Source organism: Nocardia sp. 2TAF39 (assembly GCF_052114905.1).
Lineage (GTDB): Bacteria > Actinomycetota > Actinomycetes > Mycobacteriales > Mycobacteriaceae > Nocardia.
On sequence record NZ_JBFRFQ010000043.1, the window covers coordinates 20,892 to 44,632 of the forward strand.

Sequence of the window (23,741 nt, forward strand, 5' to 3'; positions counted from 1 at the left end):
CGGGAAGTTGCTGGCGGCCATCGAGCTGCTTGCCACGGAGAACCAGCGGAAGTTTGCCGAGCAGGAATACCTGCATGGGTTGGGCATCCTGTCTCACGTGGAGCTGGCCGAATGGCTAGGTGATGTCACTGCCAGCGGCGTCGGGGAAATGCGCGGCGTTGTCCCGCGCCACCTGGTCGGACTGTTGTCCCGCCCGGCGTTCCGGTTGGGGGTGGACGAGCTTCCGTCGAAGGAATCGCCGGAGTACAACATCCTGTGCGTGGCGGTGGACCGCAGGCTGCCGGCCGAGGTCCGGGATGCGATGGATGGCGATCTCGCCGCGCTGATCACGTCGATCGAGGAACTGCCCCCACAGCAACGGGACTTCGCCGAAGGTCGGTACCTGCATGGGCGGTCTGACCCCGAGCTGACCCGGGCCATGGGCGACGAAGCGGATTCGCTCCCCGAACTGGACAGAACCGTCCCGCGCATTCTGCTCAGAATCCTGGCCACTGGTCCGGTGTTCCGGTTGGGGGTGGATGAGCTTCCGCCGGAAGGTTCTTCGGAGTACGACACGCTGTGGGCGGCGGTGCGGCGTCGGCTTCCGGTCGACGTCCGGGATCTGGTGGCAGGTGACCTCGGGAAGTTGCTGGCGGCCATGGAGGACTTGCCTAGGAACAATGAGCGGAAGCTGGCCGAGCTGGAGTACCTGCACGGGTTGCGCGGGCTGACACCGGCCGAGATGGCCGAGGCAGCAGGCATGTCGGCACACGATGCCTCGAACCTGCATCTCCGGGTTCCGCGCGTCCTCGTCGAGTTGTTGACGCGGGGTCCGGTGTTCCGGTTGGGGGTGGATGAGCTTCCGCCGGAGGGTTCTTCGGAGTACGACGCGTTGTGGGCGGCGGTGCGGCGGCGACTTCCGGCCGAAATTCGTGTGGTGGCCGGTGGTCTCGCGGCGGTGGTGGAGGCTGTCGCAGACCTGCCCACGAACAACCAGCGGAAGCTGGCCGAACTGGAGTACCTGCACGGGTTGCGCGGACTGACCGCGACCGAGATGGCCGAAGCCATCGGCGTCGATGGGAGCACCGTGTCAAACCTGCGCGAGAAGGTCCCGGGCAGCCTGGTCGAGTTGTTGACGCGGGGTCCGGTGTTCCGGTTGGGGGTGGATGAGCTTCCGCCGGAGGGTTCGCCAGAGCACGACGCGCTGTTGGCTGCCGTGCGGCGCCGGGTTCCGGCGATGGTTCGGGGCACGATGGGCGGCGATCTCGCGGCATTGTTGCTGGCAATTGGGGAGTTGCGCACCGAGAACCAACGAGTATTCGCCGAGCTTCGCTATCTGCACGGGCTGACCGGCCCGCAATTGACCAGGGCCATGGGCGACAAGGCAGATTTGCTTCCCGAGCTGCGCGAAAGTGTCCCGGAGAGCTTGTCGCAGCTCTTGTCTCGCGGGCCGGCGTTACGGCTGGATGTGGATGAACTTCCCCTGCCCGGGTCACAGAAGCGCCAGTTGCTGCGGGGAACATTGCGGAAGAGGCTTCCCGCTGCGGTGTGGGATGCGATGGGCGGCGATCTGCAGGCCTTGCTCCGTGCGATCCACAAGCTGCCGGACAACCAACGCCGGTACTGCGATCTGGTCTATCTGCAGGGGTTGCGCCCGATCGAAGCGGCCAGGGTCATGGGTGACGCGGCTGTGTCGTCGACGGCCGTGGCGCGGAATCTCGTGGCAGACCTGCAGGCAGGCGCCGTCGCGGACCCGCACTCGAGGCGGTCACCGTTGCCGTCGATGCGCGCCGACCTCGCCGCGCGACTCGGGGTGAACCTCGAGGAATTGTGTGTCACCGACTCCCCCGCGCTGGCCCGGCTGCGCGACATGCGGGATCAGCGGCGTGCCCGGCTGGCCGAGCTGTTGGGGGTGGATGCGCAGTTGCTGCGTCCGGGGTGGGTGCGGCAGGCGGTGGGGATTGTGCAGGAGCAGCTGCTGCTGTTGGACGAGGATGCGCGGTCGGTGGTGGCGGGGCGGTTGCCCGAGCTCGGTCTGTGGATCGGGCGTCGCGTGGTGCTGGAGCAGGACGTTGAGCGTGCGACGGTCGCGGCGATCGACGCCGGGCGGGTGGATGCCGACACGGAGCGTGAGCTGCGTGTTCGCGCAGACGACCTGGACGGGGAACTGGCCAGGCTGCTCGCGGTGCCGAAGCTGGGGCCGGTGACGGAGCGCGTGCCGACCGAGGATCGGCTTGCGGAGCTGAACCAACTCGGCGAGCTGGCAACACCGGGTGCCCGCCGATTGGTCGCGGCCGTCGAAAGCGTTCTGGACCCGCGCTTCCTTGACGTGGACGCCATGATCGCTTTCGTCGAAAGGGACAATCAGACACCAACCCATGTCTTCCGACTGCCACTAGAAGCGGCTCGAGGCGGTGCTGAAACACCGTCGACACCAGTTGATCTGGAGATCGATGAGGAAGCGGCCCCGAGGCCGCGTAGGCCACTGGACATCGAACAGCTGCGGGTGTTGTTCATGGAACTGGCCGAGCAGTTGGGAGTGGATGCGCAGTTGGTCCGTCCGGGGTGGCTGCGGCAGGCAACGGCGATTGTGCAGGAGCAGCTGCTGCTGTTGGACGAGGATGCGCGGTCGGTGGTGGCGGGGCGGTTGCCCGAGCTCGGTCTGTGGATCGGGCGTCGCGTGGCGTTGGAGCGGGATGTTGCGGCGACGACGGTCGCAGCCCTCGAGGCCGAAGGGGTGGATGACGACGCCGAGCGTGCGCTGCGTGTTCGCGAAGACGAGCTGAATGGTGAACTGGCCGAGTTGCTCGGTGTGTCGGAGCTGGGCCGGACCTGGGTGGACGCCACACCCGGCGATCCGCTCGCGGCATTGCGCAGGCTCGCGAACGCGGCCAGCTCGCCGGAGGCCCGTCGACTGGTCGCGGCCCTCGAACACCTCTGGGCGCTCGGACAATTCGAGGTGGAGCAGCAACCCACGCGAACCGACGTGGCACTACTGGCCGGAGTCTATGGACGGACCGTTGACAAAGTGCTCGACGCGAACAGCCCGGAACACACCGAAATCGAGCAGCGCGTGTTGGTGGCGGCCAGGTGGTTGGGGTACCCGGTGCCGGCTGCTCTGGAGGATGTCATCGATCCGGCCTTCGTCGCGGATCGGTTTGTGCCGGGAAGGTTTGTCGAGGGTCGGTTCATGCCCGGCTGGTTCAGGGTGCAGCCCACCCAAGCGGTGGTGGCAGAGCAAGCACACGTGGACCCGGGGACGGTCAGTCGGGTGCTCGACGGCGAGATTCTCGCCGATACGGATGTGGCGCAGCAGGTCTTCGAAGCGGCGGATCGGGTCGGGTATTGGTATCCGCGGCCGCGTGCGGTGGATGTGGAGCAGGTGCGGGCATTGCTTCTGCAGTTGGCCGACGCGATGGGGGTGGATGTCGGGCAGGTGAACCGAGAGTCGGTGGCGGCCGAGCGGGATCGGGTCGGAGCGGAGACCGAGTTCGGGCAATTGGCCGAGCTTTTTCTCCGGCTCGGAACGCGGGAGTTGGCGCACGAACCCACCCGAAACGAAGTGGCGCTGCTGGCCGGAGTCCATTGGCGGACCGTCAACAATATGCTCGGCCGAGATGCACCCGCGCACACGGAAGAAGAGCAGCGGGTGTTGGCGGCAGCCCAGTGGTTGGGGTTCCGGATGCCGTCGGTGTGGGAGGGCGTGCTCGATCCGGCGTTCGTCCAAGCGAGGTTCGTCCCAGGGAGGTTTGTCGAGGGTCGGTTCGTGCCCGGCCGGTTCCAGGAGCAGCCCAAACAGGAGACGGTGGCCGAGGAAGCCGGAGGCGAGGAAGCCGGAGTGAGTCGGGTGACGGTCAGCCACGTGTTCAGTGGCCGGATCGCCCCCGATACGGATGTGGCGCAGCGGGTGTTCCAGGCCGCGGATCGGGTCGGGTATTGGTATCCGCGGCCGCGTGCGGTGGATGTGGAGCAGGTGCGGGCATTGCTTCTGCAGTTGGCCGACGCGATGGGGGTGGATGTCGGGCAGGTCGATCGGGAGCGGTTGCAGGCCGAATTGCACTGGGCCGGTGATAATCCCGAACTTGTGCGGCTGGCCGAACGCTTTGGCGAATTCCGCGCCTGGGAGTTGGCGCAGAACCCCACCCAGGTCGACGTGGCCCGTCTGGCCCGCGTAGACCGCGCCACGGTCATCACCGTGCTCGGCCGGGACAGCCCGGTGTACACCGAGGTCGAGCAGCGGGTGTTGGCGGCGGCCCGGTGGTTGGGGTATCAGGTTCCGTCCGTCCTGGCAGATGTGCTCGATTCGACCTTCATCGAGGCGAGGTTCGTCCCCGGGAGGTTCGTCGAGGACCGTTTCGTGCCAGGGTATTTCACCACGCCACCCACACAGCTCCAGGTGGCCGAGGCAGCGGGGATGTCCAAGGCGACGGTCAGCCGGGTGTTCGCGGGACGGATCGCCCCCGATACCGAACAGGCGCAACGGGTCTTCGAGGCCGCCAGACGCATCGGCTACCGACACCTCAGGGCACGTATGGGCGGCCCGTTCGGCCCGGCAGCATTGACGACACCCGCGGAACCTCTGGCGGCCGTTCCGCCGGTTCGGCATTCGTCGACGTCGCAGACGGCACCGGGAGAATTGGCGATGTATCAGCGGCCGGAATCGTCGCGGCCGAACGGGGCCGACTTTGCCGGACATGCACCCGACGCCGAGCTGAATTGCGTGCCGGAGGCGCGGCGGGATATGTGGGCGGCGCTGGGGCAGGAGCCGCCTGCGGGGTTGGCCGAGGCGGGTCTGGGTGGGGTGTTGTTGAAGGATGTCGCGGGAGTGGTGGGGGCGGGTTGGGATCCGGCGGTCACCGAGTTGGAGCAGGTGCGTGCTCGGGTGGCGGCTACGGGGAAGCCGATGGTTGCGGTGCTGGTGTACGAGGGTGTGGATGGGCGTGCGCCGCAGTGGGGTCATGCGGTGAATGTGAAGTTGGTCGACGGTGTCGTGGTGGTGCACGAGTTCGGGGTGGATGTCCCGTTCGAGGAGTGGTCGCCGCCTGCTGGTGTGGTTGCGGTGTTGGGGATGCGGGTTGCGGAAGGTCCCGAGGATCAGGTTATTTCGGAACTTCCGGAGCATGCCCGGGATTTCGAGAACGTGCGGGTCGGTGTTCGGTTCGACGAAGGCGATCACCGCGAACCACCGCCGCAACCGTCGAATGCGCAACAGCGTGCGGCAGGCGTGCCAGGTGAGTCCACGCCCGGAATCCGGGAACGCCTGGCTCGGTTGTTGCGTGGGAAGTTCGGGGCCACACCCGCGGTGTCGCTCGAGCTGTTGGAGGGGGTGGCTGAGCTGCGCCGCCGCGACGACCGGCGGCTCGCCGAGCTACACCAGGAACTGCGGGCCCAGTTCGCGCGCCCCGGCCGCAGCGTGACCGAGTTGCTGAACCCGAACTCGGGGACGCGGCGCGTGTTCGAAGAAGAACTCGGCGGTTACCGTCGGGAGCTGGCCGAGCTGCTGGAAATCCCGGAGCAGGATTTGACCGTCGATCGGCGGGTGCAGGAGGAATTCGCCGATCTGCGACAGAGCCGCCCCGGGGTGACGGCTGGGGCGAAGTTCCAGACTGCCTTGGACCGGTTCCGGCGGCACTACGAGGTGATGCGGAACGTCGGCGACATCGCGCGGTACACCAGCCGGGCGCGTCGTATCGAGGCGTTGGAAGACGCACTCTATGACGCGTATTCGCGCTACGAGCTGGGACTGGATTCGGCAGGCCCGGTCCATGCGCTGGCCAGACAGATCGCGAGCCTGGAAGAGCTGGCACGCCAGCTCCAGGACACCGAAGACACGATGCCAAAGATGTTGCCGCTGCGTGAATTACGTAACAGTGAATCCATCAAGGCCTACTCCAAAACCCCGAGCCTGCGAGTGGGGCCGCAGACCTTGAAAGAGGTGGAGAGTGGCTACCGCGAGACCCGGGAGTGGCTGAAGCTGTTGCTGGGCATCGATCCGGCAGACCTAGATCCACACGTATTGCAGGCGTATACGCCGCCACCCGGGCCCTCCACGGAGGCGGAAGACCCATGGGTGCAGGCGAAATACGACCAGGCCGTGGCGTTCGAAGAGTACCGGCAGGTGCTCGCCCTGGACAAGGCGGTCAAGCAGCGCGACGCGCGACTGCAGGTGCTCACCAGTGAATTCGATCGGCAGATGGAGGTCGTGCTCGGACCCGCCGCAGCGAACCCGGTCTCCCGGGTCGTGGTGAGCCTTGATCTGGACAGGCTCGTCGATGTCGATGTGGCCGAACGGGACAGGCTGGTCAAGAGCCTGCGCAATGCCAGCAGGAAGTTGGACCTCGACCCGGCGACTCTGGATGGCGATGTGCTGGAGCGGCTGCGCCGCGAACGGGAGTTCCTGGAAGGACTACGGGAGTGCCTGGAAGGAGCACCGCATGAGCCGGTGACGCCGTCCACGATCCGCGCTCAGGAGTCGTTTCGGACTCTGGGTAGGAACTGGGCAGAGACCGAGGTCCGGAGGTGGCCTGCGCTCAACGAGGTGATCGCGGACGCAACGCGACTGCTGGACGCCGATGCCCGGATTCGGGGTATCGCCGCGCTGCGGGCAGCGCAGCGCCAGGCGCATTCCCGGACCGCGGTGGCAGCAAAGGAATTCGAGGCGCGTCGGGCCGAGCACGTGAGTAGGTACCCGCAAGACGAAGTCGAGTTGTCCGGGGCGCTGGAAGGTTCGTCCCCGCTACGCGCCAAGTGGGCGTCCGCGGGCGGACGGCGGCGCCGCTCACTGCGGGCGTTGCTCGAACTGGCCGACGACCACCGGCGTCGCGGTGAACAGGCCGTTTTGCTGGACCAGCGGGTGAACAACCTCGCGGACCTGACCCGCCGCCGCCACGAAGCGGTCAGCCGCCGCGATCGCGCCTGGGGTGTGCTGCAGCAGTCGGCCGCCAAGGAGTTCTGGAGCACCTCGGCTGTCGAACTGCCCGCGGTACTGCGCGCGAAACGTCTCGCGCTTCAGCAGGAACTCACCCACACGCTGCACACGAAAATGGCTCGTGAGGTGGTCTTTCCGGAGCCGGAGGCCGCTGAGGACGAGCCGCTGTCGGTTGCCTTGATCGAGCAGATGGTGACCCAGCCCGACGGGGTGAGTCCCCTGACCGATTCCACGACCGGCAAGCGGGATGGCGATCTGGACGCCAAGGCCAGGGCGGTGTTGGCGATGGACAGTGTGGTCGACGCCGCGGTCGACTATGCCACGGCGATCGTGGAAGTCGAGCGGCTCGACGCGGCGTTGCGCACCGGACTGGCCGCCCAGGACGCGCAGGCCGCGACCACCGCGGCTGCCGATGCGACGGCCGAATACCGGCGTCCGCAGGGCGGCGTGGAGCACCTGCTGGCCGAGGGGCCGAAGATCTGCGTGCCGGAGGCGGGGCGGGATATGTGGGCGGCGTTGGGGCAGGAGCCGCCTGCGGGGTTGGCCGAGGCGGATCTGGCCGGCGTGCTGTTGACGGATGTCGCGGGTGTGGTGGGGGCCGGGTGGGATCCGGCGGTCACCGAGTTGGAGCAGGTGCGTTCTCGGGTGGCGGCTACCGGGAAGCCGATGGTCGCGGTGCTGGTGTACGAGGGTGTGGATGGGCGTGCGCCGCAATGGGGTCATGCGGTGAATGTGAAGTTGGTCGACGGTGTCGTGATGGTGCACGAGTTCGGGGAGGATCGCCCGTTCGGGGAGTGGTCGCCGCCTGCTGGTGTGGTTGCGGTGTTGGGGATGCGGGTTGCGGAAGGTCCGCAGGATCGGGTCAGTACGGAGCTGCCGGAGCATGCCCGGGATTTCGAGAACGTCCTGGTCGGGGTTCGGTTCGACGGAGAAGAATCTTCGGAATCCGTGGATCCGGAACTTCCTCTCGCCGAGCGGCTTCAACAGGTCGTGCAGCGGGCAGAGGAGTTGTCTCGCCATCTGCACTTGCCCCCTGGTGTGTACGGCGAGTGGACCGAGGAACAGTGGCGCCACGCCTTCGCGACTGCGACGGAGAGCGTGGCTGCCGACCGGGCTGGGGTGACCGCCGATCTGGCCCGGCTGGGACTGGCCGAGCATGCCAGGCTGCCGCTTCAGTTGGCGTACTTCCGCAGGTTGGATGATCGTAAGGCCGACATCTCGAGTCGTGAAGCGGCCTTGGTCGAATTGCCTGTGGTGCTGCGGCGCTATCGAGACCTGATGGCGGATGTGGTGCGGTACAACGAATCCGCCGACACGCGTGCGTGCGCACCGGCCATCGAGGAGGTGCTGCGGCGGGGCGGGGAGAAGCTCGAGGGTCACGACATCGTCTGGTTCCGGGACGGGACGTTGGTTGTGGTTGCCGTGGACGGCGGGCAGCAGCGGGCGTTGGACCGATTGCGGTCGCAGTGGCGGGAATTCGAGTACTTGTTGGAGGAGGAGCCGGCCCGGATCGAGGACAGGTTCCACGTCGAGTATGTGACCGTTCCGGTCCCGGACGAGCGGATCGAGGCGTCTCCCGCGCCGCGCACTCCCTTCGGGCATGACCGTATCGAGGACCTTGCGGCTGCTTCCTGGCGCCTTCGCGATGTGACCGCGCAGTGCACCGCGTTGATAGACAAACTGGGTACCTCATTGGAGTACTGGAGCAACAACGCGGCGATGCAAAGGCAAATAGCGGACCTCCACTCGATGGTCATAGTGGAGTGGACCGGGTTAGCCGAGCGACTGCGGCTGGAGCCGGCGGACCTCGGCGATGTCGCGTTGGATGTTTCCGGGCCCCCGAGCACGTCGGACCCCTCCGGCCTTTTCGCGCTCCTGAGTCGCGCCGCTCAACACCGGACGGAACTGCTGCGCCGGGACGACGACATCGCCCGACTCTCCGAGCTGCTCGCCGAGCGGTTTCAGGCGTACGCCGCAATCGACGACGAAGTGACCAACCGCCGCATCGACGCAGAGCTGGCAAAGCATCCCGACGGTATCCGGGTCAGCACCCACGTGATCCACATCCCGGATCCCGAGGGTGGCCCCGGCCGGTTGGTCGTGGTGTCGATGCCGGACCGCCTGGAGGCGGCACTGAACGATCTGGCCTACCACCGACCGGAATTCGCAGATGTGCTGCTTCCGGGACATGGCTACCAGATCTCTCACGTGTCGGTGTCGATGTGGGCGCATCAGGACGGTTCGCTGAATTTCCACTCGCTCAGCCAATTGCCGGACAATCTGCAGCCTCCGGACCAGCAAGAGATCGTCACCGCGTTTTTGACGGCGTATCTGAGGGGGCGCGCCAGCGGCTCGGTGAGTGTGAGTTGGCGCAAGTGGCTGAAACCGCTACTCGGTCGGATCAGCCCGCTGAAGAAGTTTTCGGCGATGCTCCCGGACAGAAATCCTGCTGGAATTCGTCTTCATGATGGAGTTCAGCTGGATGAGGAAAACTCCCCCGTGCTGCGTGTCGGGAAAGAGCTGGCCGATTCCGGGGAGGTGGTCGATCCGTTCGGCCCCTTGGAGATCGCGCGCAAGCTGCACACCCTGGAGATCAACCGAGACGACACCTCGTATCCGGAGCCGGGCCAGTCCGAGCCTTACACGTCGCGTTACGACTTCACCCTCGAGGGCCTACGCGATCCCGTGCGCCTCCCGATGTACGAGGACGAACAGGGGCAGTGGCGGCTGGGTGGTCGCCTACACGAGTACGAAGGGCCCGCATATGTGTTGCGGGAGCGGTTCGCGCACCTTCGGGCCGACAGCCCAGCCAAGCTGATCGAGGCGGTGGAGAAGGCGTTGCGGGATCCGAAGGTCCCCATCGCCGTGGACGTCGCGCCCGTGGACGGTGCGCTCGCTATCGACGACGGCTGGCAGCAACGGTTCGACCGGGAGATCGCCGCCGTGCCCGCCTGGCAGAGTTGGCGGCTGGATCCGGGGACTCCGGCGGGTGAAGTGCGCGGCAGCGTACGCGGAAAGATAGCGGCCGCGGCCCGCCGCGAGCATGATCTGCATGCCGACGTTGTCCGGTGGTGCACGGAATTGGGACTGGCACCGGACGCGGCCGAGGTGACCTCCGAAGAGGTCGAACAGGCGCTGCAGCAGCGGATAGCGGAGGCGCATGGTTCCGAATACGAGGAACTCGCGCGAATCAATGCTCTGGCGGGCCGGATCCGAGCAGGCCTGTCCTACCTCGAGTCCGCTCGCCGGCGTCTGGCGGATCTGCGCGAGGCGGCGGCGGTATTGGCCGCGCGTGATGTGCTCGCCGCCGAGCATGCCGCCCCGATCGCCGAGGGTGTCGGGGTCGTCGTCGGCCCGGACGCCCGGCCGCGGATCGTCGTCGCCGCGCCAGCGACGGAACTGCCTGTGTTGCTGCAGCGGATAGGTTTGTCGCCCGATGAGTTGGCGGCACAGGACATCGACGTCAGCTACCGCGAGGTCCGAGTCGACCACCGCGGGCATGTGCAGGTCACCGAGAGGGCGAGCGATCGCCAAGGCGAGTCGGCTCCGGATGAGCGGCCCGCCGATGGACCTGCCTGCCGGGATTTCTATGTCGATTCCGCCCGGCGCGACTGGATGAACACCCTTGCCGATGAGCGTCCGTTCGACCAGGTGGTGGCGGAGGCCGTCGACTCTGGCGAGGTCTCTCGCGAGCCGCTGCCTGCCGACGAGTCGGATCCTGTCGATGTAGTGACTTTTGTCGACGGAACTGTCTTGACACACACCCGAGTCGACGACGAGCGGCAGGTCAGGGTAGCGAAGGCGGCGTCCCTGCTCGCCGCGGCATGTGGCGTCGAACCGTCTGAGCTGCACGCCGATCCGGCCACCGGTTTCTACCAGCGGTACCGCAAGGGAACGCCGGAGAGCGACCTGCGCGAAAGTCGGCAGGATCTCGGCGAGTGGGACGCGTGGTACCACTCCACGATCGCCAAACGGCACGGCCTGCTCGAAGCGCTGCTGCGGCTGCCGGGGCGCTCCCCCGCCTGGATGCTGGACGAAGATCTGGCATTGATCGGCCTCGGCCACCACCTCGCGTTCGCCGCACACGCGACACACCACCCGGATGTTGGATCCCGGACGCCGCCGCTGTCGGAGCGCTATGTCCGCCGCGAGGCCGACGGCACCTACACCTGGCTCGACCACGACGTCCCGAAAGCGGTGGTGCGGGCGATCCGGCAGCGCGTTCATGCGGTAGAGGCGGAATTCGACCAGCTCGGTCTCGCCGAGGAATTCGCCATTGTCCTGGAAGCTTTGGACGAGCTCGAACGACACGCCCCCGAAGACGGCGGGCGATCGGAAGGTCCGAAGCGGTCCGGCGGCGGGGGGGCCGATGCGACGGCCGAATACCGGCGTCCGCAAAGCGGTGTGGAGCACCTGCTGGCCGAGGGGCCGAAGATCTGCGTGCCGGAGGCGGGGCGGGATATGTGGGCGGCGTTGGGGCAGGAGCCGCCTGCGGGGTTGGCCGAGGCGGATCTGGCCGGCGTGTTGTTGACGGATGTCGCGCGTGTGGTGGGGGCGGGGTGGGATCCGGCAATCACCGAGTTGGAGCAGGTGCGCGCTCGGGTGGCGGCTACGGGGAAGCCGATGGTCGCGGTGCTGGTGTATGAGGGTGCGGACGGGCAGCCGCCGCGGTGGGGTCATGCGGTGAATGTGAAGTTGGTCGATGGTGTCGTGGTGGTGCACGAGTTCGGGGTGGATGTCCCGTTCGAGGAGTGGTCGCCGCCTGCTGGTGTGGTTGCGGTGTTGGGGATGCGGGTTGCGGAAGGTCCCGAGGATCAGGTTGTTTCGGAACTTCCGGAGCATGCCCGGGATTTCGAGAACGTGCGGGTCGGGGTTCGGTTCGACGAAGGCGATCACCGCGAACCCGTCCCCGAGCTTGTTCCGGTGGTGCAGGACATCCTGGATCGGGCCGGAGTGTCCCGGCTGGAGGATGTGCTGTCGGTGCGGGGGGAGCCCGACGAGGCCGTCGCGGTGTCCGAGGGACGTGGCCGGATCGCGGCTGAACTGCGTGCCAAGGCACGAGAGTTGGGGATACCACCGGCTGCGCTGATTCGGGGTTACCCGCTGCTGCGGGACGTGGTCGGCGCGTTCCCCGCAGCGGACCTCGACGTCGAGGCGGGGGCGGACCTGCAGGCGCAGATTGCGCAGTTGCAGCGCTACGGCCTGAGTGACGAGGCGCAGCAGTTGCAACAGGAGGCCGCGAGGCTCGAGATGGTGGGAGACCAGGCCGCGGAGCACGGGTTGCGGGCCCAGCTGCTGTCGACCCGGTATCTACCGGACCTGGGGCCGAACGGTGCCGAGCTGGCGACCGGTGGACGGGTCCAACAACTTGTGGCCGTCGGGGACACCGAGGGTGACACTGTCGACCTCCTGGACACCGCGGACACGGTGATCTGGTATCTGCCCGGGCCGGCGTCGGAGCAGCTCGACGACATCGAGGGCCAGATGGCCGAAGCGGCGCACTACCTTGCGGCGCAAAAACAGCACCCATCCGAGCGGGTGGTGTTGATGATGCTGCTCGACAACGACCGGAGCGCCTCGGCCGACAGCGAGCAACCGGAAGGCTCGGCGCAACCCGACATCGCGACGCAGCAGGCCCGCACCATGGCGGACGCCCGGAACCTGGTGGATCAGGTGGCGTCGATGAACGCGGCCAGGGAAGAGCTGACCGGCAACCGGCCGCGAACGCTGCTTTTCGGTAACGGCACCGGAGCGGACGTCGTGCGCGCCGCGATCGAAACACCAGGGATGCGAACCCAGTTCGACGGTGATCCGGTTCTCGAGGACACGTGGCTGTATTACTTCGACCCGCAGCTGGAGCAGCTCGAGCGTGAGGTGCCGTCGGAACCGGGCGAGTTGCGAGAGCAACGCCGACGGGAGTTGCAACAGCTGCGGGTTGTGCTGCGACGGTTCTCCAGCGAGGTGGGAGGATGGCCGGAGCCGACTGCGCTGTCGCTGGGGTGGGGTGGCAGCGCGGAGGTGGTGCTCGGTGACATCGAGACCGCGCAGCGGATAGAACTCCATGCGACCGTGGGACGCACGAACCCGATTTCGCTGGAAGAGAGTCTGGCACGCAGCATCGATCCGCGTAACGCGTCGTTTGCGGAGGATGACGAGGATGCGACAGCGACGCTGGTGTGGCGAGGGCCGGATCTCGCGGCGTTTGTCGAGCGTGTCACCGAGTTGCTGGAGTCGCAGTATCGGTCGGGGCGGCAGCCGCACGTCGGACTCTCCATGCACGACGCCGACAACCCACGGGAACGGGAGCCCGACCTCGGAAGGTCGTTGGTGGCGGTGGCTTTCCAGGAAATCGAGCGCCGTGCCCAGGCGAAGGCCGCGCTGCGGGATTTGACCAAGGCGAACAACACCAGCCTGGATGAGTTGCTCGCACCGAACTCGCCGATGCGCGAGCAATGGCTACAGGAATACCGCGAGCTGTTGCCGGAGGTCGCTGAGCGGCATGGCTTGTCCGTGGACCTGTTGGCCGACCCGATGACGGCCCGGCAAGTCTGGCGGGATTTGAGATCTGGGCTGGATTCGCTGCCTGACGATACGTCGCGGTGGACCGATGGTGACCGTGCTGACCTCTTCTTCCTGAATTTGCACGAGGCAGTGGAGGCATTCGACATCATCCGGCGTGCAGATACTCGACTCGAGCGACTGGTCGGCGCGGAACAGGTGCTGCGCGCTGCCGTGACGCGCATGCACGAGCGGACCGACACCCGGGATGCCTTCTTGCACTTCGCTTCAGCGGCCGCAACACTCAACGAGGTTGCGAGCCGGCTGCTTGGGGCGAACCTTGGCATTCTTTTGTCTCCTACCAACGAAGCGAACCTCGTCGAGCACCGTCTGCTGCACGGCCTGTTCGACAATTTGCTGGCGGACTTCGCGCGAGCCGCGGACGACCTGCCGCAAACACCCCGGATCCAGCTCGGCGACACGCTGTCGCGGCTGCGTGCCGAGGGGGAGTGGGTCGCGCAGATCGACGCGCTGGAAGAAGGCCTGGGCAACATTCACCGCCAGCGGTTGGCCGCCAAGCGCCGTTACCTCACGATGCGCAACGGCATCATCGAGGACTTCCCCGCCGAGCTGGAGTATCTGGGCACCGTCACGGAGCCGATCGATCCGGCACGGGTGGCTGCCCGCATCGCCGAGGTTGTCGGGGAAGGAGAGGACTGGCGCTGGCGCGTGCACCAGTTGAACCGGCTGCGTGCGGTCGCTGAGCAGCACGTCGCCTGGGAAGATCGGTTCGCCCGGTGGCGGGCGACGGCGGACCGGCTCGAAACGGTGGCTGTGAGGCGGGCGCTCGCCGCGATCATGGCCTACACCGATGCGGAAGTCGGGTACAACCAGCAACTGGTCCAGGCCTTTGCCGCAGCCGCCCAGCTAGCGGCGGAGCCGGAACCCGACTTCGGCGTACGCCCGGCAGCTGGCCCGGGTCAGCAGAGCGCGCGCAGGGCGTCGACCGAGGCGCCGATCCCGTGGGTCGGTGATGGTGCGGTGGAGCCGAGTCAGGCGCAGCTGTCGCACCGGCTCGATGACGTCCCGAAGATCTGCGCGGTCGAGATCCTGCACTTCGCGAAGTTGCTCGGTTTCGAGTTGGCCGGCGATATCCCGTCGCTGCTCAACGAGCAGATCCGGCTGGAAGGCTTGAGCCCGGTCGAATTCGCGAAGCTGCTGGGGGCCGACTGGGCGGAAGAGCCTTTCGATTCTCTGGAGCAGATGCGGGCGTTGGCCGCCGACGGCAAGTCAGTCATGGGAGCCGTCACGCACGAGCCGGTCGGTGCGCACGCGTTCATGCTGTACCTGGGTTCGGACGGCCGGGTGTGGGTGCACGAACGCAAAGGCCACCAGGTCATCGATGTGCCGTTCAGCAAGTGGGGGCAGCCGAAGGGGACGCTGCACGGCATCGTGTTCGACGAGGACAGGCGGCCGCTGCGCCCGCTGGCCCGTGGTCAGGAGCCGTCCGGGAGTTACCCGCTCGCGAACCTCGCGGGCGACCACACGGATAGTTCGGTACCCGATAGCGGCGACCAAGGAGGGAAGCCGGATTCCAACCGCCTGCTGCCGGACGTTCGGGGCAGCCGATCCCGGCGGGATCAGTTCGGCTGGCTGCAGGAGACCGCAGGCTCGGTGGTCGCCGCGGTACTGGACGGCGGTACGGAGCAGCGGGAGTCGGTGGACGATGCCGGTGACCGCGTGGTCGAGGTGGTCGAAACCGACAGCGGGTGGCCGCGGCTGCGCGTGACGGTGTCCGAAGGGCAGCAGCCGCAGTCGACGATGGTGCTGCGGCTGCGGCGGGAGGACCGGCGATCAGCTTTTCAGCGATCGGATGGGGAGGTGCTGTTCACCCGGCTGATCCAGCTGGTCATGCGAGGGTGGTCGGTAAGTGACCACATCGAGCGTACGGGTTTGCGGATACCGCCTGATGTGCGGCACCGCCTCCGCAGTGATGACGTCACGGTGACGGTGACCGTGACCGGGGCCGCCGGTTCCCGGAAAGCATCCGTGGTCGTCGACGGGGACTACGAGCTGACCCAATTGGATTTCTACGAGGCGAGTGGGCGCCACGTGGACTGGTCGATGGAATCCGAATGGTCGCTGTTCGTGGGAGATGAGACTCGGAACAACCTCACCTTCTTCGGCGAGGGTGATGAGCAGCTGCTCGACACCCGGCAGCGGCTGGTGGCCTCCTACCGGCAGGTGCTGGCAGCGCTGGTCTGGTTGTCGATGGGGCAAGAGAACTTTCCTGGGGTGTACGACCTGCTGGCGCAGGTTGTTCGAGCGAATGCGGCGACGGCGCGAGCGGTAGCCGAACTCGTCCGACCACAGCGGCTGGCGGCGATGATCGCGGCATTGGAAGCCGCGGCTCCGATGCATTGGCTCGGCAATAGGATCCGCCAATTGCGCGCCATCCTCGAGCTGATCGAACAGCTGCAACAGCTTCCGGAGCTGGCCGAGCAGGCGCCGGAGTTCGCGGCCGGGTTGGCTGAGCCCGCGCCGCGCCAGTGGACCTGGCCGTCGCACGCGGAGATCGTCGAGAACCCCCTGCCAGAACCGGAAACGACGGTCGAACGGGTCGCCACGGCTACCCGTGAGCTGCCCGCGGCCCCGAAACCGGAGCTGCCCGCGGCCCCGGAACAGGGCCCGACCCCGGCCGAGCCTGCGCAGGGCTCCCGAGGCGGGGTGACTCGCTACGACGAGGAAACCGACGTGGCCGGCCACATACAGACGGTCGGTGCGAAGCATCCGGCTCTCAACGCGCCACCGGAGGCGAAACCGCTGGTGCCGCCTCCGCAACGCCGGCCAGTGCCTACCCCGAAGGAGATGTTGGAGCGTCTCGCGCGACCGGCTGTCCCGAGTCCCGGCCCGCAGCAGGACACCGAGCGGTACCAGCGCCCGCGTGCCGACCTTGTGAGGCATGCACCCGATGCCGCGCTGGACTGCGTGCCGGTGGCGGGGCGGGATATGTGGGCGGCGTTGGGGCAGGAGCCGCCTGCGGGGTTGGCCGACGCGGGTCTGGGTGGGGTGTTGTTGAAGGATGTCGCGGGAGTGGTGGGGGCGGGTTGGGATCCGGCGATCACCGAGTTGGAGCAGGTGCGTGCGCGGGTGGCGGCTACGGGGAAGCCGATGGTTGCGGTGCTGGTGTATGAGGGTCGGGATGGGCGTCCGCCGCAGTGGGGTCATGCGGTGAATGTGAAGTTGGTCGACGGTGTCGTGATGGTGCACGAGTTCGGGGTGGATGTCCCGTTCGAGGAGTGGTCGCCGCCTGCTGGTGTGGTTGCGGTGTTGGGGATGCGGGTTGCGGAAGGTCCCGAGGATCGGGTTGTTTCGGAACTTCCGGAGCATGCCCGGGATTTCGCGAACGTCCTGGTCGGCCGCGGCACCCCGCCGCCGTTCGAGGGGTGGCGCACACCCGATCCGGAGCGGGATGCTCGCCGGATGGCGGTTTTCACCGCGAATGTGCCCAATGTGGACGAGCCGGTCCGGGAAAGGGTGCGGGAAGTCGCCGGGACATTGGCGCAGGCCGGGTTCCTGTTGGAGAGCGCCGCGAACAGTTCCGGTACCGCGCGCATCGTCGACGAGCACGGCAACTCGGTGCTCGTGGTCAGTCTGAACGACAGCCAGTCGCAGGCGACGATCACGGTGAGTCTGGTCGAAGGCGAATCGGTGCGCGAGCAGGTAGCCGAGCGGCTGGTCGCGCTGGTCGGGGACTGGGCCGCGCACGAGAACCGGGACGCCGCGGTCGAACAGATGCTGGCCGGGCTGGCTGCAGGGACCGAGGAGGGATACGGCCGGCGCGAGGTGACCGTCACGGTGCGTACCGGTGGTGCCGGCCGGTGGATGGAGCTGGCGCTCACCCACCCTGCAGGCACCAGCATCTGGCATCGCTCCAGCGAGCAGCGGTGGTTCAGCTACGACGAGAGCGGGGAATTCACCGTCCGGGACCAGCGGTCCGTGCGAGCACGGTCGGGTGAAGGCGCGCCGCCTCGGTCGAGGCTCGACCGGGGCAATCTCGCGCCGGAGATGTTCGCGCTGCTGAACGCGGAGTCCAACGACCCGGAGACGGTGACCGCCACTGCTGCCGAGGATTTGGCCGTCGCGGCGCGTGACGGGGGTGATCGGGACGAGAAAGCCGCCGAGGCCGCGCGGTCGCTGCGGCGGCAGTTCGAGGCACGGTCGGCCGCGGTGGGAGTGGCGCCCGATGTGATCGCCCGATGGCTGGCCGGTGGCCGGGTGGACGCGGAGGCTGCAGCGCTGTTGCGTGTGGCTGCCGAGGATATCGGCTACGAGAACATTCCGCAGCTGCCGTTGTGGCGGGCAGTGGCGGCGGACGCCGGAGTACCGGTGCAGACGGTGCTAGCGGTGCTCAAAGGCATTGCGGTGCATCCGGAAATCGCCGCAGCGGTGGCCGATGCCGCGCAGCGACATGGGCTGCGGCTGCCGGCCGAACCGGTGGTGGACACGGACGCGCCACGGGAGCCGTCAGCGGCGGTGACGATTCGAGAGGTCGCGGTGGCGGCTGGGGTTTCGACCGCGATGGTGCAAGAGGCGGTGTCCCGGCTCCGGCCGGTGCACGACCTGTCGCACCGTCGTGTCCTGGCCGCGGCACTGAAGCTGGGCCGCTACGACCTACTCGCCGACCTGCGTACGGTGCGTGAGCAGATCGAAGCGATCGCCGCGGCGGCGAGGGTTTCCCCAGAGACCGTCATGCTGGTGATCGACGGCCTGGTGTCGACCGAAAGCGACGACGGCACCAAGGTTTTCGACGCCATCGCGGATTTGGTCGACCCAGATGCGAACGTGCGCGATGCGCCTGGGCGTGCGATACAACAACCGGAGGACGACGCGGCGGCGTTGCCGGCCGACCGTGAGCACGGCGCCGATTGGGAGGCCGGTATCCGTCGTGTGCTCGGTGACCGGGTTGCCAACGATTGTGTGGTGCTCGGGTTCACTGCTGTCGATGCTGCTTTCGGCCGCGCCCCTGAGCACACGCGTGCCGCGCTCGACATATCGGTACCCGAAGCTGCCTATCGTCACCTGCGCGAGCAGCCGGGGTGGTCGGAGCAGCAGTCGGCGGACGGTGTCGTTCGGTTGGCCAACGGCAACTATTCGTTGGTGATGGGAGTGGCGGAAGGACCGTCGCACCATGAGGTTCTGAGCCGCGCCTGGCGCACGCCCAGCGGATTGCATGTCGCCGGGCTGCCGGATATCTACGCTCAGTTGCAAGAGCGCGACACCGAGCAGGATCGGTCCGATGCCGCCGAGATCCGGCGCCGCCTGCTCGATCCCAACGAACCCCCGCTGTCTGCGGATGTCCTGGTTCACCAGATCGAGGCTGTCCTTCGAACCGCGCTGCCCGGTGTGGCACTCGATCATCCCGACGTGCGGATCGCGATTCGGTTGGCGGCCAATGGTTTGCATATCGTGTCTACGTTGTATGGCGATTCGAGGATCGGGCGGGCCAACCAGATCATCGGCGATGTCGAGCTGGCGGAATATGGTGTGCCCGCGACTTATCACAACGGGTTCGACCTGCTTCACGATGTAGAGCTGTTGTTGACACAGCTGGCCGCCATCGGTGCCAGCCCGCAGGAATGTTTGGACGCGGTGGTCGCTGAGGTCTACAGCGACTCTGTCTACGGCAATGGTCGCGGTACCGACGAAGCGCGCTCGGCCGCTTTGGCGCGTGCTCACGCGTTGGCCCTCGGAGTCGATCCCGCCAGGGCTGACCGTATCCACGCCATGATCATCGGTACGACATTCGATGAACAAACTAAAGGCCAACGTGGCAAACGGGATTCGGATCCGCTTGTCCAGTCGATCGCCGGCGTCGATCTGCAGACGCTTGCCGAGCCGGATTTTCTGTTGAACAGCATCGCTTTGGCCATCGAGGACCTCACCTCCAAGCGATACCCGGCGGATCGAGTGCTCGGCAGGGCTCTGGCCGACCATGGTCTGCGTATTCGTTCTGTTGAAGAGGGCATTGCCGTTATCGATCGGCTGGCCGATTACCGGCCGATGATCGATGGTGAGTTGTCGGAGCAGTCGGTAATGGAGGCGTTTGCTCGAAGACTTATCGGGAACGCGGGATTCTGTGACCCTGAGCAGGGGCACCAGTATCCCCCGGCATGGACACTCGACGATCCCGGACTGCGCGCCGAACACGCCGAGGTGACCCGCGAACTCGGCCAGAAACTGCTGAGGCGCGAAATCACGGCGACCCAAGCCTACGACGCAGCCACGCGATACACCGCCGCCGTACAAGAGCGGCTGCTGGGCCGACCAACTCGACACGACCCCGTCGGCCTGTCGGACTCGACCCCGACCGGGTCGCAAGCCGATCGTGCGGGGGATGTTCCGCCCGGTGATGTCGGCCGCAGCGCCGCACCCGCTGAACTGCTGCCCGCTGAGCGTGATATCGACCCCACCGCCCTAGAGCAGGAGCTCGCTGAAGATGCCTGGGGCGCGATGCAACTGAAGGTCAGTGAGCCAGAGTCCGAGCAGATCGCGAACTGGTGGGATGCGCTATCGGATGATGCGAAGTGGGCACTGGTGCGGGTCATGCCGGCGCGAATCGTCGGCCTGGACGGAGTTCCGTATCAATGGCGGCACGAGGCGAATCTGCGGATGCTCGTTCGTGAAGCCGCCGAACTACGGGTCCGCGGCAGGCACCTGCGCGCGGCACAGCTGGTGGCGACGGCGCAGGTACTGGCGGAGGCCGATCGATGGGCAGACGCACATCTGGCGGACAGTCCGAAAGTCTATGCGGCGGTGCTGGATCTGCGTGATCTCGGGAACACCGGCCGGCAGTTCGCTGTGATCGGAGACGTTCAGTCCGCTGATGAGGTAGCGGTGGTCGTGTTGGACGGGGCTGCCACCCCGGCGGCGCTGCGGATGGGCCTGCAGCGAGCGGCGGATTACTTGAAAATGCATGAGGGCTCCGACCGGAAACATGCGGCAGTCGTGGTGCAGGGTTTCGAGTCGAAGCGGATAGCGCACGACCTCGCCGGTCTGCTCGAAATGCCGGGTGAAAAGAGGTGGAAACGGAAACTCCGGTGCATCGTCGACGACCAAGGGGCGGCCACGGCACGTGCTGTATTCGGCGACGAGCGTTTGGCGAGCTCAACGCACCGCTTCGAAGAGGTACCGCCCGACCCGCGTGCACAGCCCGAGACACACAATACGGCCGGTGATATCGCCGCCTCCGCCTCCGATGTGCTGGAGCGGAACGGCCACGCTCATGACGACGGCAACTTGGGGCACGCGTTGGCCGGGATGCGTCGTACTGCCCAGCGGCAGCGTGAGTCGACGCGCGACAGCGTCGTTGCGATGTGCGAGGCGTTCGAGGCGGATCTACAGCGGAAGGTGGACGTTGCGGAGCTCTTCCGTCCGGACTCGGATACCCGGCGGGAGTGGAACAACCGCTTCGTCCGCGCCCGCGACGATCTGGCACGGCTGCTCGGCATGGAGCCCGACGAGCTCGTCGATGGCGGCCGGCTGCGGCGCGAGCTCGCGAAACTGATCGGGCGAACGGACAAGCCCGCGGCATTGGCCGAGGCCGAAAAGGAGTTGATCAGGCATAGCAACCTGGTGGTGGCGCTCAGTAACATCGACACCTTCGACACCGAGGTTCGCCGGATCAGCGCGGTGGAGTACAAGCTGTATGTCGCCAGGGCGCGGCTCGACCAGGGCGTCGCTTCGGCCGACGAACTCCAGCCGCTGCTCGAGGAGGCCGCTCGACTCGAGGCGGCTGCCCAGGCGATCTGGGAAACCGAGCAGCGGCTTGCGCGAAACAAGACACTTTACGGCCCGCTCTGGGTACGCGGCCGCCAGTCCGACAGCACCAAATACGAAGTGCTGCCTGAGGATTTCCGCCCCGGTGCGGACAACGTGGCCCGCCTGCGCGACATGCTGTGGGAGACACAGCTGGAACTAGGCGCGTTCCTCGATTTGGATCCGACCACCCCCGTGTCGCGGTACGAGCTGGCGAAAATGGCGCCGATCACGTGGCTTCCGAAGCCACCGGAGAACGATGCTGCGGTGTCCGACTACTTGGATGCCGTGTCGACGTCGCTGTGGGAGAACCGGAAAGCGGAGCTGGTCACCCGATTCCTGGAACTCAACGGGCTGCTCGAGGTGATCGATCAAACCGCCCAGCTCGACGAGCAGATCGCCGAGCTGGATTCCGGACTGGAAACCCTGACCTGGGAGCCGATCGACATTGGAGGTATGTCCGATGTCACGCTGGGCGACGGGCTGCTCTGGTTCCACGACCACCTGGTGGCACAGCATGCGGACCAGCTCGACTCGCTGCGGCTGTCGAGCGTCGACGAATTCGATATCGACCCGGTCACGGTGGATATCGGGGTGTTGCCTCGACTGCGTGACACGAGTGCACAGCTGCGTGCGGATTTGGCGGCCCGTTTCGACCTCGAACCCGCAGACCTGGCGCCGGAGCCGCTCCAGAAGCTCATCTCCGATTTGCCGGACGATCACGCGGACTTCGATGACCTCGCGAAACTGCGCGGCCTCGACTACTTGGTCTCGATAGCCCATTCGGTCCTCGTCACGACGATGGCGATCCGAGAGGTGCGCGCACTGGAAGCCGAGCAACGCCGGGCATACGCACAGATCAAGGTGGCGAAGGAACGGTATTTCGCGCTCCGCGACGAACATTTGATGCGATTCCCGCGGGATATCGAACACGTGCGTGCGGAGCGAAAGGAAGAGGTTCTGAATCTGGCGCGCGCCTCGGAAGAGGCACGCGCGGAACTGGAGGCGGCGTCGACGGCGGACCGAGCCACGGCCGAGCAGCGCTACCGTGGGCTGACCGACCTGCGCGAAATCGCCGAGGAGCACCAGCGATGGGGTCGACAGTATAGGCGGCTGCTGGAGCGGATTCGTCGGTTCCATGACCGGGCTCTGGAGCTCCACCGTCTACAGGGCCAGGTTCAGGAGGGCGATGGACTGCTCGAGACGCTGGAAAAACGGGCGTCGCAATGGGTGTATTCGGATACCACGGTGACGGAATTGGCCGGCAAGCGCGACCGGGAGCAGATGCGGCTGTCGCGATGGCTCCGGATACCGCGTGCCGAACTCGGCCTCGCCCGTGTGCGAAAGCTGCTGGCGGATCCATCCGACAGTCTCCTCGCCGAGCACCCGCACGTCCGCGCGATAGCGGAGCGGTTCGTGGTGCTGGACGACATGCTCAGCGTCTTCGTCGAGCGCGAAGCCGCGCGGGCCGACCGCGACCGCATCCAGGCGGCAATGATTGCCGCCCTGGCGAATCCGGCCCTGATGGATGTCGACGGCGGTGCCATCTACAACTGGCCCGCTGAGATACCGGCCGCGCTGCGCGGCGGCCCGATGAACTGTGCTCCGTTTGTGGTGCAGCGGATGGCCGAGTTCGTGGCGCGGGTGTCCAACGGTGACCGGTCGGTGCCGGGGATGGTGGATAACCCGCTGATCGACCTGTACGGCGTGGGCGAGGAGAGCTTCGCCGGGGCGTTGGGTGGCGATTGGCAGGGCTTCGGCACGCTGCGGGAGGTTGTCGAATTCGTCCAGCGCGGCGGTGCGAACGAAGGCGGAGCTGTCGCCGGCGCAATGGGATTCGGGCGGGCCGGGTGGCACGCGTTCCAGGTGGAGCTGGACGCCGACGGCGAAGTCGTGGTGCGGGAGCGCATCAACGATGTCGACCACGAGTGGCGCGGTGCGGATGTCGAAGTGTGGCTGGCCGAGCGCGAGCGAATGGGCGTGTCCAGAGTGGCGGGAATCGCCTTCGACAGCAACGGGAAACCACTCATCCAGTTCGTCGAAGGCGACCGGCTGGTGGATGTCGCTCAGGTCGCTCCGGACGGACCGATCGGGCATTTGCCGCATGAGCGAGCGCCGCCGGATCCGGCAGTGCAGCGGTTGACCCGGCGGCAGTATGAAGCCCGGGTGATCCGCGAGGCGTTGCGGGATTCCTACCGCGAAGTACTGGACAGTCTGGGCTTGCCGGCGGATACCCCCGTGGACGAGGCGTTGCGGCGTCTCGCGCAGCAGCCGGAACAGTCGCGGCTGCACCGCAGGGTCGAGCAGTACCGCGATGTCGAACAGGCGCATCCGGATCTGGACCGCCTGGACCGCCGCTACCAGGCCGCGTTGCTGGACCGGGCTGAATGGCAGGCGCGCGTCGATGAGCTGTCCGGTGAGCGCGGGGACGATACGGCGCGACTGGCGGCAGCCGCCGGGCATCGGGACGCCGAGGCCCGGGTGCGGGCAGTGGAAGAAGAACTGAACACCGCACTGT

The 23,741-nt window shown here is 66.9% G+C and carries 1 protein-coding gene (only partly in view); it reads left to right on the top strand.

On the top strand, positions 1–23,741 hold part of the coding region annotated (locus AB4Z47_RS23730; RefSeq protein ID WP_441953649.1) for an MFS transporter (this coding region is incomplete at both ends). The annotated region is longer than the window, extending 20,891 nt past the left edge and 18,916 nt past the right edge; 23,741 of 63,548 annotated nt are visible.